Annotated in this window: 11 protein-coding genes and 1 pseudogene; 8 read left to right on the top strand and 4 right to left on the bottom strand. The window is 66.8% G+C overall.

Going from position 1 to position 16204, the window contains the following annotated elements; all coding sequences use genetic code 11:
• On the bottom strand, nucleotides 1-397 hold a 397-nt coding region (locus tag BJF87_RS03765), incomplete at its 3' end, for a hypothetical protein (protein WP_075862664.1).
• A gap of 254 nt (nucleotides 398-651) precedes the next feature.
• On the opposite strand from BJF87_RS03765, the gene BJF87_RS03755 reads away from it, so the two are divergent.
• The gene (locus BJF87_RS03755) at nucleotides 652-1089 is read left to right on the top strand and encodes a cupin domain-containing protein (RefSeq protein WP_075862661.1); all 438 of its coding nucleotides are present in this window, start codon (nucleotides 652-654) and stop codon (nucleotides 1087-1089) included.
• A 266-nt stretch (nucleotides 1090-1355) separates the two neighbouring features.
• Here BJF87_RS03755 and BJF87_RS03750 read toward each other — a convergent pair whose 3' ends face one another.
• Nucleotides 1356-2192, bottom strand: a complete 837-nt coding sequence (locus tag BJF87_RS03750) for a mycofactocin-coupled SDR family oxidoreductase (protein ID WP_075862660.1) — start codon at nucleotides 2190-2192, stop codon at nucleotides 1356-1358.
• 51 nt (nucleotides 2193-2243) lie between these two features.
• The gene (locus BJF87_RS03745; RefSeq protein ID WP_075862659.1) at nucleotides 2244-2660 is read right to left on the bottom strand and encodes a heme-binding protein; all 417 of its coding nucleotides are present in this window, start codon (nucleotides 2658-2660) and stop codon (nucleotides 2244-2246) included.
• A gap of 355 nt (nucleotides 2661-3015) precedes the next feature.
• On the opposite strand from BJF87_RS03745, the gene BJF87_RS03740 reads away from it, so the two are divergent.
• Genes BJF87_RS03740 through BJF87_RS03720 form a run of 5 tightly spaced genes read left to right on the top strand, consistent with a single transcriptional unit; the run spans nucleotide 3016 to nucleotide 8254 of the window.
• Nucleotides 3016-3759, top strand: coding sequence for a hypothetical protein (locus BJF87_RS03740; protein ID WP_005200786.1), 744 nt, complete (start codon nucleotides 3016-3018; stop codon nucleotides 3757-3759).
• A gap of 50 nt (nucleotides 3760-3809) precedes the next feature.
• Nucleotides 3810-4937, top strand: coding sequence for a substrate-binding domain-containing protein (locus BJF87_RS03735; RefSeq protein WP_035754186.1), 1128 nt, complete (start codon nucleotides 3810-3812; stop codon nucleotides 4935-4937).
• A 46-nt stretch (nucleotides 4938-4983) separates the two neighbouring features.
• Nucleotides 4984-6021 carry an ABC transporter permease gene (locus BJF87_RS03730; protein WP_035754187.1) on the top strand — a complete coding sequence of 346 codons (1038 nt, stop codon included), beginning with the start codon at nucleotides 4984-4986 and terminating at the stop codon, nucleotides 6019-6021.
• Nucleotides 6021-7595, top strand: coding sequence for a sugar ABC transporter ATP-binding protein (locus tag BJF87_RS03725; RefSeq protein WP_035754188.1), 1575 nt, complete (start codon nucleotides 6021-6023; stop codon nucleotides 7593-7595). Before BJF87_RS03730 ends, BJF87_RS03725 begins: the two co-directional genes overlap by 1 nt.
• Complete coding sequence (locus BJF87_RS03720) at nucleotides 7592-8254, top strand: isochorismatase family protein (RefSeq protein WP_075862658.1); 663 nt, start codon at nucleotides 7592-7594, stop codon at nucleotides 8252-8254. Before BJF87_RS03725 ends, BJF87_RS03720 begins: the two co-directional genes overlap by 4 nt.
• A gap of 233 nt (nucleotides 8255-8487) precedes the next feature.
• Here the strand turns inward: BJF87_RS03720 and BJF87_RS03715 are convergent, their stop codons facing one another.
• Nucleotides 8488-9549 (bottom strand): alpha/beta hydrolase fold domain-containing protein, encoded by a 1062-nt coding sequence (locus tag BJF87_RS03715; RefSeq protein ID WP_075862663.1) that lies wholly within the window; start codon nucleotides 9547-9549, stop codon nucleotides 8488-8490.
• A 535-nt stretch (nucleotides 9550-10084) separates the two neighbouring features.
• Between BJF87_RS03715 and gltB the strand changes: the two genes are divergently transcribed.
• Both gltB and BJF87_RS03705 read left to right on the top strand, forming a co-directional pair.
• Nucleotides 10085-14668 carry a glutamate synthase large subunit gene (gltB, locus tag BJF87_RS03710; protein WP_035754189.1) on the top strand — a complete coding sequence of 1528 codons (4584 nt, stop codon included), beginning with the start codon at nucleotides 10085-10087 and terminating at the stop codon, nucleotides 14666-14668.
• Nucleotides 14661-16114 (top strand): annotated as a pseudogene (locus BJF87_RS03705) (glutamate synthase subunit beta). Before gltB ends, BJF87_RS03705 begins: the two are co-directional and overlap by 8 nt.
• Nucleotides 16115-16204 lie beyond the last annotated feature (90 nt).

The following is a 16204-nucleotide window of genomic DNA, read 5'->3' as shown; positions in this document are numbered from 1 at the left end:
CCTCCTCGCTCGTCGAGCTCGCGGTGATCCCGTCCATGAGCTCGATAGCTTTTCCCATGATCTCTTGAATGGCTTCGGCCTGTTCGACCTTCTTCTTCAGCCGTTGATTCTCGGCGCGTAACCGCGCCAACTCGGCTCGTTCCTGAGCATCCACGCGGCTCGATCCCTTCGACTTCAGCGCTGCCGACACCATCGACGCCTCAAAGTCTCCCCGATCACGCGAGTGCAACCAGCCCCGCACCGTGGCCCGCGACAGACCGTGCTCGCGCAGCAACCGGGCTCGGCCACCGCGTTCCAACGTTGCCGCATCCCACAACTGCAGGAACTCGACCTTGAAACCGAGTGGATACGACCGCTGCCCACGAGGAGTACGGCCGACCTCGACACTGATAGTCATCACCCATTCCGATCCCCACACACCCCGCCAGGTGTCTCACAAACAGCCTGACAGGATGCGACCTTTGCGCCGAAGGTCGGTGAAGTGGTGCTGTTCAACCCCCGCAACCCGCACAAGATCGCTGCCGGCACCACGGAAGGGGAGGGACGTGTGTCCATCGGCTCCTTCCTCGGGACCAAGGGCGCCGACCTGTGGATGTGGTCCTGACCGTCCGGACCGCGAATCCCCTGAACCACTGAACCAAGGAGACAGACATGGCGATTGACCCAGTAGACCGGATGATCAAGCCCAGCGGGCGCCTGTTCACCAAGAACTCGGACATCCCGGCCGATCCGGTGAGCCTGATCGAGGACACCGTAGAGGACGGCGAACTCACCGTCCGCGCATTGATGGTCGGCGAGGAGATGATCTTCGTCGAGGCGTTCAAGGGCAAGGGAATGATCGATCCCACCCACCAGCACGACGATCACGAGTCGATCGGCTACCTGCTGCGCGGCAAGATGCGTGTTGTCATCGGCGACGAGGAGTTCATCGCCGAGGCCGGTGACGTCTGGCTGCACCCGCGCGGCGTGCCGCACATGAGCGAGGCCCTCGAGGACTCCATCCAGCTCGAGATCAAGTCCCCGCCGCGCAAGACCTGGTACACCGACGCCGAGCTCGCCGAGCGCGCGAAGCGTCAGCCCGCGAACTGACCACTGCCGCCACCCCTCCGGGCGACAGCGGTTTCCGAACGACAACGCCCCGGCCACCGGCCGGGGCGTTGTCGTGTTTCTCCTCCGGAGGGCCCAGATCGGCATCCGCACAACCGTTCCGGTCAGGACTCGGCTCGGCGGAAGGTTGCCACGCGAGGCGGATACGGCAACCGCGGACGGACGTGTCAGCACATACGACGGTGACGCTTACACGACAGAGCCCCTCGAGCGGATCGCTCGAGGGGCTCTGTGCGTGGTGGGAGATGTCAGGCAGCGCCGTTGGTGGCACCCGAACCGGCCAGGGGTCCGATGGTCTCACCGGTGATGAACTTCGACTCGGGGGAGACGAGGAAGGCGATGGTGCGCGAGACGTCGATGGGCTCGATCCACGGGACACCCATCGGGTTGATGACGTATGCCTCTTCGATCTGCTCCTGGGTCGGGTTCTCGATGCCCGGCAGGAACAGTGCTTCACACGCGTCGTTGCGGATCATGTCGGTGTTGACGTTGGTCGGGGTGACGGCGTTGACGGTGACACCGCTCTGGGCGACCTCGAGGGCTGCCGACTTGACCAGACCGATGACGCCCCACTTGGCGGCGCAGTAGTGGGCCAGGTTGTTGATGCCGATGTGGCCGCCGCCCGACGAGGTGGCGACGACGCGTCCGTAACCGGCTTTGACCATGTGGGGCAGAACTGCGCGGAAGGAGTTGAAGACGCCGGTCAGGTTGATGTCGACGGTCTCGGCCCACACCTCACCGCTCATCTCGGCGATCGGGACGGCGGTCATGATGCCGGCGTTGGCCAGGAGGATGTCGATCTTGCCGTAGCGCTCGACGACCTCGTTGGCGAATGCGATGAGCCCGTTGAGATCCCGGACGTCGATTGCGCGCGCGTAGGCCTTGCGGCCCTGCGCCTCGACGAGGCGGACGGTCTCGTCCAGGTCGGCCTGCGTGGCCATTCCGTACGGGGTCGTCACGTTGTCCTTGATGGAGTCGACGATGACGATGTCGGCACCCAGGCTGGCCAGGTGAACGGCGTGCGAGCGGCCCTGCCCGCGTGCGCCACCGGTGATGAAGGCGATCTGTCCGTCGAAGGTTCCCATGTCAGATTCCTGCTTTCCGTTGATGTTTGACACTGAAGTGTGGGGGTCGCGTCAGCGACCGAGTGCGGTGGCGCCTGCGTCGGCCACCGTGACGTCCTGCTCCGTCGATCCACCGCTGACGCCGAGGGCGCCGACCAGCACGCCGTCGACGTGCAACGGGACGCCGCCGCCGAAGGGCGTGAACCCCGGGACGCTGGTGATCGACCCGGCGAACGACGCGTTGGCGGTACCGGCTTCTTCCCACATGGAGGTCGGTTGCCCCATACCCACTGCGGTGTAGGCCTTTCCGCCGGCCATGCTCAGCGCCATCAGCGGGCTGTCGTCCATCTTCTGTGATGCGATCTGCTGTCCGGCGTGATCGACGACGACGAGCGCCATCGGCACCGAGATCTCGGCTGCCTTCGCGCGCGCCGCCGCGATCACGGCCTCGGCGTCGTCCAGCGTCAGGACGGTTCGTTGACTGGCCATGGCTACTCCTATGTCTGCTTGCCCGAGGCGGTTGTACTCCCGGCCGCGGGCGCAGCGTGATCCTCGTGGTTGAGCTGCCTGCTCAGTATGACCGCCCGCCGCGGTCGGCGCAATGGCTATGTATACAACCGTCCAAGTCGGTTAACCCTGCTAAACGGGGTTTCGAGGTGGTTCGACCGCCGATCTGAGTCAGATCTGTAGGTAAATAGCCTGTTAATCGGCGCGATCTGGGCTACTCTTTGCCCGTGGTCCTGCCATATGGTTTGACGCGAAGCAGTGATCTGCCACGACCCCCATGTACACAAAAGACCCCACGAACCCCGGATTGTGTGCAGTTTTCCCCCGAAGGAGATTCATGGTTGACGTTCTTGGTTACCGCAACGTCTTTGGCGTCCTCGCCCCCTCGACGAACACGGTCGTCGAGCCGGACTACTACCGGATGACGGTGCCCGGCGTGACGCCTCACGTCGGCCGCATCCACATCCGCGACCAAACGCTGAGCAGCAACGAGGATTTCGAAGGTCTTCTCGAACAGATCCGCGGCGAGATCAACGCCGCATGCGAGCGCGTGCTGACCTGCGACCCCGACTACCTCGTGATGGGGATGTCGGCGGAGACCTTCTGGGGCGGTGTGGAAGGCAACCGGCAGTTCACCGAACAGCTCGAGAGCTTCTCCGGCCTGAAGGTCGCCACCGGCGCCGACGCAGTCCGCCGCGGACTCGATCTCTTCGGCGCCAAGCGTCTCGGCGTGGTCACGCCCTACCAGCCGATCGCCGACGAGAACGTGCGCCTGTTCCTCTCCGAGGCCGGTTACGACGTGGTCAACCTCAAGGGACTGCGTTGCCCGTCCGCGGTGGACATCGCCCGGGTCAGCGAAGACGAACTGCGCCAGGCGATCCTGGAGGTCAACGGGCCCGACGTCGATGCCATCGTTCAGGTCGGCACCAACCTCTCCATGGTCGGCCTCGCCGACGAAGCCGAACGCTGGCTCGGCAAGCCCGTCATCGCCATCAACGCGGCCACCTGGTGGCATGCGCTGCGTTCCAACGGCGTCACCGACCAGATCCACGGGTTCGGCACCCTGCTGCGCGAGCACTGAGCCCGGCAGTCCCGAACCACTCTCTGCACAACACTTTTCGAGGAGAACCGATGAAGAAGACAGCATCCTGGATGCTCACGACGGTCGCCGCCGGCGCCCTGCTCGCAGGCTGTACCAGCGCAACGGCCGACAACGGCTCGAGCGCCTCCGGTGAGAAGATCAGCAATGCCTGCACCCAGGCCGCCGGTGCCATCGTCGACAAGGCCCGCGAGGCCACCCCGCTGATCGTGCCGGAGGCCCCGCTCGATCTCGCCGCCGCCAAGGGCAAGAACATCTGGATGATCATGGTTGTCACCAACCAGTTCACCTCCGCCGCCGCCGAGGGCTTCAACGAGGCCGCGGCCGCAGCCGGCGTCAAGGCCACCGTGTACGACGGCCAGGGACAGACGAACAAGTTCAACGAGGGCATGGCGCAGGCCATCGCGCAGAAGGCCGACGCGATCGTCCTCCTGGGCATCGAACCGGCGATGCTGTCCGGTTCGCTGAACGACGCTGCCCGCGCAGGCCTCCCGGTCATCAACGCACTGTCGGGTGACGCCTCCGCCCCGCTGGCCAACGGCGTCTTCGCGAACGTGAGCGCGAACTACACCGCCGACGGCTCCTCGCTCGCCGCATGGACGCTGGTCGACTCGAACTGCTCGGCGTCGACGTTCTTCGCGCAGCCGACCGCGATCGAGATCTACAAGAACATGGCCGACGGAGCCGAGAAGGTCTACCGCGAGAACTGCCCGGACGACTGCTCGCTGGACATCCAGGAGATCGACCTGGCCAACGCCGCGACCGATCTGCCGCAGAAGGTCGAGACGGCGATGAAGCGCAACCCGGACACCACCTACGTGATGACCAACTGGGACTCAGGCGTCACCTTCGTCGAGCCGACCGTGGCCATGACCAATCCGGACGCCAAGATCCTCGGCCGGGACGGCATCGCCACCAGCCTCGACTCGATCCGCTCGGGCAAGGGCCAGGACGTCACCATGGCGGCTCCGCCGGAGGCGTGGCTCGGTTGGGTGATGGTCGACAACGCGATTCGCTCGGTCACCGGCGCCCAGCCCTCGGGCATCGTCATCCCCACCCGACTGGTCGACGAGACCAACGTCGGCGACTCGAACGCGGACGTGAACCCCAACTACAAGGACTTCCAGAACGCCTTCAAAGAGGCCTGGTCCAAGAACTGATCGGCACGCGGGCTGACCATGCCCGCGGCTCACACACGGAGACATCATGAGCAATGACCTCGGCACCGTCGCGGCGCCCACCTCTCGCCCACCGGCGATCCAGAAGTCACCGACCGAGTCGGTGGCCAGCTCCACGAAAGCCCGCCCGGCCACGTCGTTCGTGGAACGTTATGCGCTGGTCGGCCTTCTCGTGCTGGCGTTCGCGCTGTGCGCCGTCTTCCTGCCCGAGTTCCGGTCGACGGGCATCGTCTCGGCGATGGTCAACTCGCAGGCGATCATCCTGCTCCTCGCATTGGCCGCGACCCTGGCGCTGCGGACCGATGACTTCGACCTCGCCATCCCCGGCGTCATGGTCACCAGTGCGTGTGTGGTCGCGGTCATGTCGACCAACGGGTACTCGCCGGCCGCGGTGATCCCGGCTGCGCTGGCGGTCGGGCTCATCGTCGGCCTGATCAACGCCCTCCTGGTCGTCAAGGTCGGGGTGGACTCGTTCATCACGACACTCGGCATGTTCACGGCCCTTTCGGGCATCGGGTACGCCATCACGGGTTCCAAGATCGTCACCGGTGTCCCGGACTTCTACGTCGAGCTGTCGCGGGCCAAGCTGCTGGGCCTGCCGATGACCACCTGGTACGGCTGGCTGCTCGTGGCGGTGCTGTGGTTCGTGTACCAGCGCACCCCGATGGGCCGCTACATGCTGTTCATCGGTGGCAACCGCGATGCCGCTCTGCTGGCGGGTATCTCGGTGGCACGCATCCGCACCATCACCTACGTGGTCTCGGGTGTGGCCGGCGCGCTGATCGGCATCATCCTGGTCGGCAACCTCGGCGCGATCGATCCCGGTATCGGCAGCCAGTACCTCCTGGCCCCGTTCGCTGCGACGTTCCTCGGTGCCACCGCGATCACCGTCGGCCGCTTCAACGCGATCGGCACCCTCGTTGCGGTCTACCTCTTGGTCGTCGGCATCACCGGTCTCCAGTTGGGCGGTGCGGCATCGTGGGTCAGCCCGCTGTTCAACGGTCTGGCACTGATGATCGCCGTCGCCCTCGCCAAGCTCGTCGGCAAGCGTCGCGGAGCCGCGTGATGACGCCGGAGTCGGCGGCCGCCACCCTCCCGGGCCGGGGAGGGGGCGGTACCGCGGGTCCCGCCCTGCAGATCGAGGGTCTCTCGAAGCAGTTCGACGGCAACTACGCACTGCACCCGCTCGACTGGGAGGTCAAGCGCGGCGAGGTCCACGCGCTGTGCGGGCAGAACGGCAGCGGCAAGTCGACGATGATCAAGTGCCTGGCCGGTTACTACCGGCCGGACAGCGGTCGGGTGAGTCTGTTCGGCCGCGAGCTCGACCTGCCGGTGCGCAACCCGGCCGAGCACGGCATCGCCGTCATCCATCAGGACCTGGGTCTCGCCCCGGAGATGACGGTTCTCGAGAACATCGGCGTCGCAACCGGTTACGGCACCCGCGGCTTCGGCTGGGTGCGCGATCGCCAGGAGGCCAAGGCCTGCCGCGAGATCGCCGAACGTCTCGGCATCGAACTGCCGCTGAACACGTTGGTCGCCGACCTCAGCCCGGCGCAGCGTGCGCTCGTCGGTCTGGTCCGCGCGGTCCGTGCACTCGGTGACGGTCACGAAGGTCACCTGTTCATCCTCGACGAGCCGACGGCGTCGCTGTCGCACAGCGAGGCCGCACAGGTCACCTCCATGATGCGCAGTGTCGCCGATCTGGGTTCGAGCGTCATCTTCGTCAGCCACCGGCTCAGCGAGGTGCTCGACGACTGCGACTCCGTCACCGTATTGCGTGACGGTAAGCGGGTTCTCACCCGGTCCACCGCGGGACTGACCCGCTCGGACCTGGTCGCCGACATCCTCGGCCGGCGACTGACCGACTACTACCCGGATCCGCCGGAGCGCTCGGGCACCACGCCCGCACAGCTCGTGCTGGAGAACGTGAGTGGCGGTGTGGTGAAGGATCTCTCGGTCACCGTCGAGAAGGGTGAGATCGTCGGTTTCACCGGCCTGGCCGGCATGGGTCACGAAGAACTGCCGCTGGTCCTGGCCGGCAAGCTGCCGCGTACCGGTGGCACGGTCACCGTCGACGGCACCGCCGTCGAACCGAACCGACCCCGGGCCGCCATCGCCGCCGGTCTGGCGTTGGTGCCGGGCAACCGTCATCGCGACGGTGTCTGGCTCGACGCATCCGCCGCCGAGAACGTCACGCTGCCGAGCCTGGGCTCGTTCACCAGGTTCGGCGTCGCGACCAACTGGCGCAAGGAGCGGTCGACGGCGGTCGACCTCGTCGAAGAGTCCGGTGCGGTTCCGGCGCAACCGCATTGGCCGATCCGTCAGTTCAGCGGTGGCAACCAGCAGAAGATCGTGCTGTCCAAGTGGTTGCATCTCGACCCGACCGTGCTCCTGCTCGACGAACCCACCCAGGGCGTCGACGCCGGCGCGTCACGTCAGCTGCTGGACCGGGTCGCCGACCTTGCCGCCGACGGTGCGTCGGTCCTGGTGTTCTCCGGTGATCACGAACAACTCGCGGCGATCTGCCACCGTGTTCTCGTCCTGCATCATGGAGAGGTCGTGGCGGAACTGCCGCGGTCCGAGCTCAGCGAGGAGGCCTTGCTGGAGGCGTGCGAACAGAATGTGGAGGTCGTTGCGTGAACGATCCCGGGAACACGGTCACCGATGCGGACGGCATCGCCGCCGACTACGCGAAGGCGGGATTCGGTGGCGCACTGGGCTGGGGTTCCCGGCCCGCGCTGCTGATGATCGACATGATCGAGGCGTACTTCCGGCCGGGATCGCCGTTCTGCCTTCCCGATCCGGAAGTCGTCGACCGATGCGCCATGCTCCTCGAGGCGACTCGCCGCGCGGGGACCCTGGTCGTCCACACCCGGGTGGAGTACACGCCCGGTCTCGCCGACGGCGGTGTCTTCGTCCGGAAGGTGCCCGCGCTGGGTGTCCTCGAGGCCGGGCATCCGGACGGCCTGGGTGAGTTCGTCGCACCGCTGCGTCCGCAAGCAGGCGAGGTCGTCGTGGTCAAGCAGTACGCATCGGCGTTCTTCGGCACGTCGGTCGCGGCAACACTGGTCGCCAACGGAGTCGACTCGGTGTTCGTCGCCGGCGTCTCGACCTCGGGATGTGTGCGTGCGAGTGCCACCGATGCCATGCAGCACGGATTCATCCCGAAGGTCGTCGCCGACGCCTGCGGGGACCGCAACCCCGCGGTGCACGACGCGAATCTGTTCGACCTCGACGCCAAGTACGCCGACGTCATCGACCTCGACACGGCGTGCGCGCGAATGGCGTTCGCGGACTGACCATCCAGGCGCCCCGGACGGCGCCGTCGCGTGCGATGCCCCCCCACGTAGCGCGCCGGCGTCACCGGGCGTGTCCATCACGCCGACCGGTTGAGGATTCCTCCATACCGTGCCCGCCATCCCCGGTGGTGGAGGCGATCCTCATGGGTCCTCGTTCGGATGGACAAGGCAACGGCCGGTGACGATCTCCCAATGTCGTCACCGGCCGTTGTGTCTTTGCCGGGCGCGGCGGTTCAGCTTGCGGTGTCGGTGCGGGTGGGTGCCGTGACGGTGATGAACCGGGCCGCGGTCTCCACGGCCTGGCGGGCCTCGGAGGACAACCTCGGCATCAGCTGGAAGACGTGCCCCTGGTCCGGCCATGCCTGGATCACCGAAACGCCACCGGCGCCGACGATCTCGGCGTGGGTGGCCCGCGCATCGGCGCCCATGACCTCGAGGGCCCCGTACTGGATGAGGGTCTTGGGGAGTGTCATCTCCGGGGTCAGGCGGATCCGCATGCGCGGATGGTCGGGGTCGGCGGTCCGCGTGTAGAGACGGAGGATCTTGCGCGCGGTGATTGCGTTGATGATCGGATCGTGGACGCCGCTGCGCTGATTGTCCACCGCCAGATCGAAAGTCGGGTCGTAGAGCGGGGAGAAGAGCACCATCGATCCGGGCTGCGGGGTGCGGGTCGCGTGGTTGACGGCCAGGATGTCGAGCGCGAGGTGTCCGCCGGCCGAGTCGCCGGCGATCACGATGTCCTCGGCCCGATAGCCCTGTGCGAGAAGCCAGCGGTATCCCCGGATCGCATCGTTTCCCGCACAGGGCCACGGATGTTCGGGGCCGAGCCGGTAGTCGAGACTGAACGCCGACAGCTCCGTCATATTTCCCAGGCGCGCGACGAGCCCGCGGTGCGTGCGCGGCGAGCACACCACATATCCGCTGCCGTGGAGGTAGTAAATGACGCGGGTGCCCGGCTGCGGATCCGCGGCGCGCCGGCCCGTGACCCATTCACCGCGGATCTGGCCTCCGCGAAACGTCTCCCGGACCGGCCCGACCCGCGTGCCCGACGGCGGCGGGTTGAGCCGTTCGATGGTGCGGTTGAGGCCGGGGCGGGAGCGCCGGATCATCTGCGCGGTGACCCTGGGATGGCTACGGCGCGCGGCGAGCATCATCGGCCAGGTCACGCGGGCGAGGTAGGCGTTCACGGCACGGGACCGGAGGGAGCCGTGGGGATCCTCACCGAGCCGCCCGAAGGGGTTCTCGTCGTCCGCGGGGAGGGAGGGGCCGACGCCCGTGGGTGAGGTGACGCTCATCACCTGAAGGTAGCGGCCTTCGATGTCCGGTGCGTGGCAATGGTCCGCCCGACACCTGACCGCGATCCGGTCGCGATCGACCGGCCGCCGTGATGGACCCGTGTCGTTACGCAAGCGGTCCGGTCGGTGATGTCCGTACACGCCCGATTTCTCTCTGACGTGCAGTGTCGCGGCCATTGTGGTAGCCGGATTTCGATTGTGGGCACCCCACGTGGAAAAATGACCCACAATGCTCATACGGCAGCCCGCGGGCGCCTCTGTAGTGCTGCGCGAAGCCGAGATGAGCAGGGTGTTCGGGCCCCGACGATGCGGCCCGGAGGATTCCGTCAGCAACGGCGCTGACGGGCCACCGCCATGTGAGTGTCGGCTCTGCCCCAGGTCAGCCCCTTGGGGGTGGCAGACGACGAAGCTGTTGGGCACAGCGAGGTCCACCAGGCGATCAGGCCGGCAACGGAGCCGGTGACACAGGCGGGGTAGGCCCCAATCATTGACGACGGTTAGTGCGTGCACCCTTCGCACGCAAAGTGAGGCGAATATGAAGCAGGCTCCGGGACCGGTCGGTCTCTACGACCCACGCAACGAGCACGATTCGTGTGGCGTGGCGTTCGTCGTGGACATGCACGGACGACGCAGTCGCGACATCGTCGACAAGGCGATCATGGCCCTGGTCAACCTCGAGCACCGCGGTGCCGCGGGTGCCGAACCGAACACCGGTGACGGTGCCGGGATCATGATCCAGGTTCCCGACCGCTTCCTGCGGGAGACGGTCGACTTCGAGCTTCCCGCCGAGGGCAGCTACGCGACCGGTATCGCCTTCCTCCCGCAGGGCTCTGAGGACGCGCGACTCGCCTGTGAGGGCGTCGAGAAGGTCATCGAGTCCGAGGGTCTGACCCTGCTCGGCTGGCGCGAGGTGCCCACCAACGAGAATTCGCTCGGTGCGCTCGCCCGGGACGCGATGCCCACGTTCCGTCAGGTCTTCATCGGCGGCGCCGAAGGCATGGAGCTCGAGCGCCGCGCCTACGTCGTGCGCAAGCGCGTCCAGTACGAACTCGGCAACAAGGGCGCCGGCGCCGACGGCCCCGGCCGCGAGACCGTCTACTTCCCGTCCCTGTCGGGCCGCACCTTCGTCTACAAGGGCATGCTGACGACCCCGCAGCTGCGGGAGTTCTACGTCGACCTGCAGGACTCCCGCGTCGAGAGCTCGCTGGGCCTCGTCCACTCGCGCTTCTCCACCAACACCTTCCCGTCGTGGCCGCTCGCGCATCCGTTCCGCCGCGTCGCCCACAACGGTGAGATCAACACCGTCACGGGCAACGAGAACTGGATGCGTGCCCGCGAGGCGCTCATCGACACCGAGGCCTTCGGTGCCGACGCCGCGTCGAAGATCTTCCCGATCTGCACCCCCGGCGCCTCGGACACCGCTCGTTTCGACGAGGTACTCGAACTCCTGCACCTCGGTGGCCGCAGCCTGCCGCACGCGGTCCTGATGATGATCCCGGAGGCCTGGGAGCGTCATGAGTCGATGAAGCCCGAGCACCGTGCGTTCTACCGCTATCACGCCACCATGATGGAACCCTGGGACGGCCCGGCGTCGGTGTGCTTCACCGACGGCACGGTCGTCGGAGCGGTCCTCGACCGGAACGGCTTGCGTCCCAGCCGCATCTGGGTCACCAAGGACGATCTCGTCGTGATGGCCTCCGAGGTCGGCGTCCTCGACATCGACCATGCCGACGTCGTGCAGAAGATGCGCCTGGAGCCCGGCCGGATGTTCCTCGTGGACACCGCCGCCGGCCGCATCGTCGACGACGAGGAGATCAAGGACGAACTCGCCGCCGAGCACCCGTACCAGGAGTGGCTCGACGAGCATCTGGTCGACGTCAACGACGTGCGTGCGCTGCCGCATGAGCACATGCCGCACGACCGGGTCGCCTTGCGGCAGCAGGTCTTCGGTTACACCAGCGAGGAGCTCGACCTCCTCGTCGCGCCGATGGCCAGGACCGGCGCCGAGGCGCTCGGTTCGATGGGCACCGACACCCCGATCGCTGTGCTGTCCAAGCGTCCGCGCATGCTGTTCGACTACTTCCAGCAGCTCTTCGCGCAGGTCACCAACCCGCCGCTGGACGCCATCCGCGAAGAGGTGGTGACCGGCCTCGGCGACACGATCGGCTCCGAGGGCGATCTCCTGCATCCGGGTCCGAACAGCTGCCGCAAGATCGAGATCCCCGAACCGACCATCGACAACGACACGTTGGCGAAGCTGGTTCGGATCGACGAGGACGGCCGCTACCCGGACCTGCGCAGCAAGCAGATCTACGGCCTGTACCCGGTTGCCGAGGGCGGCGCGGGCCTGCGCGCCGCACTGGACCGGATCCGCGCCGAGGTGAGCACCGCGATAGACGACGGTGTGTCCATCGTGGTGCTCTCCGACCGTGAGTCGGACGAGACCAACGCACCGATCCCGTCGCTGCTGCTGACCGCTGCGGTGCACCATCACCTGGTCCGGGAGCGCAAGCGCACCCGGGTGGGCCTGGTGGTGGAGTCCGGCGACGCCCGCGAGGTCCACCACATCGCTGCGCTCGTCGGCTTCGGCGCCGGCGCGGTCAATCCGTACATGGCCTTCGAGTCGATCGAGGACATGGTCGAGCGCGGCGTGCTCGGCGACATCGACTTCGCCACCGCACGCAAGAACTACATCAAGGCCGCCAGCAAGGGTGTGCTCAAGGTGATGAGCAAGATGGGCATCTCGACCATCGCCTCGTACACCGGTGCACAGCTCTTCCAGGTCATCGGCCTCTCCCAGGCGACCGTCGACGAGTTCTTCACCGGCCTGATCAGCCAGCTCGGCGGCATCGGTCTCGACGAGATCGCCGCCGACGTCGCCACCCGGCATGCACTGGCCTTCAGCGACCGGCCCTCGGAGCGCGCACACCGCGAGCTGGAGGTCGGCGGTGAATACCAGTGGCGCCGTGAGGGTGAGTACCACCTGTTCAACCCGGACACGGTGTTCAAGCTTCAGCACTCCACGCGCACCGGTCAGTACGGGGTGTTCAAGGAGTACACGAAGTTGGTCGACGACCAGTCGACCCGTCTCGGTACGCTGCGCGGCCTCTTCGACTTCAACTTCGGTGACCGCGACCCGATCCCGATCGAGAAGGTCGAGCCGGCCAGCGAGATCGTCAAGCGGTTCTCCACCGGCGCGATGAGCTTCGGTTCGATCTCCGCCGAGGCCCACGAGACGCTGGCCATCGCCATGAACCGTCTCGGTGGTCGCTCGAACTCCGGTGAGGGCGGCGAGGATCCGCGTCGTTTCCACCACGACGAGAACGGCGACTGGCGGCGCAGCGCGATCAAGCAGGTCGCGTCGGGACGTTTCGGTGTCACCTCGCACTACCTGTCGAACTGCACCGACATCCAGATCAAGATGGCGCAGGGCGCCAAGCCCGGTGAGGGCGGCCAGCTCCCGCCGCACAAGGTGTACCCGTGGGTCGCCGAGGTCCGCGGTTCGACGCCGGGCGTCGGCCTCATCTCGCCGCCGCCGCACCACGACATCTACTCGATCGAGGATCTCGCCCAGCTGATCCACGACCTGAAGAACGCGAACCCCAAGGCGCGCATCCACGTGAAGCTCGTCAGCGAGGTCGGCGTGGGCACCGTCGCCGCCGGTGTGTCGAAGGCACACGCTGACGTCGTGCTCATCTCGGGTCACGACGGTGGTACCGGTGCGTCGCCGCTGACGTCGCTCAAGCACGCCGGTGCGCCGTGGGAGATCGGCCTCGCCGAGACCCAGCAGACGCTGCTGCTCAACGGTCTTCGCGATCGCATCGTGGTCCAGGTCGACGGTCAGATGAAGACCGGCCGTGACGTCGTGATCGCCGCCCTGCTCGGTGGTGAGGAGTTCGGTTTCGCGACCGCGCCGCTCGTCGTCTCGGGCTGCGTCATGATGCGCGTCTGCCACCTCGACACCTGTCCGGTGGGCATCGCCACCCAGAACCCGCTTCTGCGTGAGCGTTTCGCCGGCAAGCCGGAGTTCGTCGAGAACTTCTTCCTGTTCATCGCCGAAGAGGTCCGGGAACTGCTGGCACGCCTCGGTTTCCGTACGCTCCAGGAGGCCGTGGGTCACGTCGAGGCTCTCGACACCACCAAGGCGCTGGCGCACTGGAAGTCGGAGAAGGCAGGCAAGCTCGACCTGACGTCGATCCTGACCATGCCGGAATCGCCGTTCATGAACCAGGACCTGTACTGCTCGGGCGTGCAGGACCATGCGCTCGAGAAGGCGCTCGACCAGCAGCTCATCGCACAGAGCCGCGACGCGATCGACCACGGCACCCGGGTGTCGTTCACGTCGAAGATCACCAACGTGAATCGCACCGTCGGCACCATGCTGGGTCACGAGGTCACCAAGACCTATGGCGCACAAGGTCTGCCGGACGGCACGATCATCGTCGACTTCACCGGATCGGCGGGCAACAGCTTCGGTGCATTCGTCCCCAAGGGCATCACCCTGCGCCTCGAGGGCGACGCCAACGACTTCGTCGGCAAGGGCCTCTCGGGCGGTCGCCTGGTGGTCCGTCCGGCGCGCAACGCGCCGGCCGACTTCGTCGCCGAGGACAACATCATCGCCGGCAACGTGATCGGCTTCGGTGCCACCGCGGGCAAGATCTTCCTGCGCGGCATCGTCGGCGAACGCTTCTGCGTCCGTAACTCGGGTGCGACGGCGGTCGTCGAGGGTGTGGGCGACCACGGTTGTGAGTACATGACCGGTGGACGCGTCGTGGTGCTCGGCGAGACCGGGCGCAACTTCGCGGCGGGCATGTCGGGCGGTATGGCGTTCGTCTACGACCCGGACGCCAAGCTGGCCGACAACCTCAACACCGAGCTCGTCGACCTCGAGCCCCTCGAGGACGAGGACATCGAGTTCCTCGCCGCCATCATCGACGAACACCGTGCCGAGACCGAATCCCCGGTCGCCGCAGCGCTGCTCGCCGATTGGGACACTGCCCAGACCAAGTTCGCCAAGGTCATGCCGCGGGACTACAAGCGCGTGCTGTTGGCCATCTCCGAAGCGGAGAAGACCGGGCGAGACGTGAACGAAGCGATCATGGAGGCCGCACGTGGCTGACCCCAGAGGATTCCTCAAGCACCCCGAGCGGGAGCTGCCCGACCGTCGTCCGGTCGAGCTGCGACTGCTCGACTGGAATGAGGTCTACACCGACTTCGACAAGGATCACCTGAAGACGCAGGCGAGCCGTTGCATGGACTGCGGTATCCCGTTCTGCCACAACGGCTGCCCGCTCGGCAACCTGATCCCCGAATGGAACGACCTGGTCTACAAGGACCAGTGGCGCGACGGTATCGAGCGTCTGCACGCGACCAACAACTTCCCGGAGTTCACCGGTCGCCTGTGCCCGGCACCCTGTGAGGCGTCGTGCGTGCTCGGCATCAACCAGCCGCCGGTGACCATCAAGCAGGTCGAGGTCGAGATCATCGACAACGCCTTCGACAACGGCTGGGTCACCCCGGTCCTGCCGTCGAAGAAGACCGGCAAGTCGGTGGCCGTCGTCGGTTCGGGTCCCGCCGGACTCGCTGCCGCACAGCAGCTCACGCGTGCCGGACACGACGTGACGCTGTTCGAGCGGGCCGACCGCATCGGCGCCTGCTGCGCTACGGCATCCCCGAGTTCAAGATGGAGAAGCGCCACATCGACCGCCGACTGGCGCAGATGGAGGCCGAGGGCACCGTCTTCCGCACCGGCGTCAACGTGGGTGTCGACGTCACCGTCGAGCAGCTGCGGGCCGACTTCGACGCGGTCATCCTCGCCAACGGTTCGACCATCGGCCGCGACCTGCCGATCCCGGGCCGCGAGCTCGACGGCATCCACCAGGCAATGGAGTTCCTGCCGCAGGCCAACCGGGTTCAGCTCGGCGACACCATCGAGGGTCAGATCACGGCCAAGGGCAAGAAGGTCATCATCATCGGCGGTGGCGACACCGGCGCCGACTGCCTGGGTACCTCGCTGCGCCAGGGCGCCGAGATCGTCCACCAGTTCGAGATCATGCCGAAGCCGCCGATCGAACGCGCCGAGTCGACCCCGTGGCCGACCTACCCGCTGATGTACCGCGTGTCGTCGGCCCACGAAGAGGGCGGCGAGCGCGTCTTCTCGGTCAACACCGAGGAGTTCATCGGCGAGAACGGCAAGGTCACCGGGCTCCGCGCCCACGAGGTGGTCATGCGTGACGGACGCTTCGAGAAGGTCGAGGGCTCGGACTTCGAGCTCGAGGCCGATCTGGTCCTGCTGGCGATGGGCTTCGTCGGCCCGGAGCGCGAGGATCTCCTCGACAAGATGGGTGTCGAGTACGACGCCCGCGGCAACGTCAAGCGCGACAACAGCTTCGCTGCTGTCGGCCAGCCGGGCGTGTTCGTCGCCGGTGACGCCGGCCGTGGCCAGTCGCTGATCGTCTGGGCGATCGCCGAGGGTCGTTCGGCTGCCGCGGCCGCCGACGAGTACCTCACCGGTGCGTCGGATCTGCCGGCCCCGATCGTGCCGACCCAGGTCGCGCAGCGCTGACCTGCCGGCCACCACGAACGAGAACTCCCGCCCACCGAGAAGGTGGGCGGGAGTTTCGTTTTCTCGGCTACACACCCGGGGGGTGTGGCC

The organism is Gordonia sp. CNJ-863, from assembly GCF_001942325.1.
Lineage (GTDB): Bacteria > Actinomycetota > Actinomycetes > Mycobacteriales > Mycobacteriaceae > Gordonia > Gordonia alkanivorans.
This window is presented reverse-complemented; position numbering and strand designations above follow the sequence as displayed.

Coding starts and splice junctions, on each gene's coding strand:
- BJF87_RS03740 (WP_005200786.1), top strand. CDS start 3,016: ATGGTTGACGTTCTTGGTTACCGCAACGTCTTTGGCGTCCTCGCCCCC.
- gltB (WP_035754189.1), top strand. CDS start 10,085: ATGAAGCAGGCTCCGGGACCGGTCGGTCTCTACGACCCACGCAACGAG.
- BJF87_RS03725 (WP_035754188.1), top strand. CDS start 6,021: ATGACGCCGGAGTCGGCGGCCGCCACCCTCCCGGGCCGGGGAGGGGGC.
- BJF87_RS03755 (WP_075862661.1), top strand. CDS start 652: ATGGCGATTGACCCAGTAGACCGGATGATCAAGCCCAGCGGGCGCCTG.
- BJF87_RS03745 (WP_075862659.1), bottom strand. CDS start 2,660: ATGGCCAGTCAACGAACCGTCCTGACGCTGGACGACGCCGAGGCCGTG.
- BJF87_RS03750 (WP_075862660.1), bottom strand. CDS start 2,192: ATGGGAACCTTCGACGGACAGATCGCCTTCATCACCGGTGGCGCACGC.
- BJF87_RS03715 (WP_075862663.1), bottom strand. CDS start 9,549: ATGAGCGTCACCTCACCCACGGGCGTCGGCCCCTCCCTCCCCGCGGAC.
- BJF87_RS03735 (WP_035754186.1), top strand. CDS start 3,810: ATGAAGAAGACAGCATCCTGGATGCTCACGACGGTCGCCGCCGGCGCC.
- BJF87_RS03730 (WP_035754187.1), top strand. CDS start 4,984: ATGAGCAATGACCTCGGCACCGTCGCGGCGCCCACCTCTCGCCCACCG.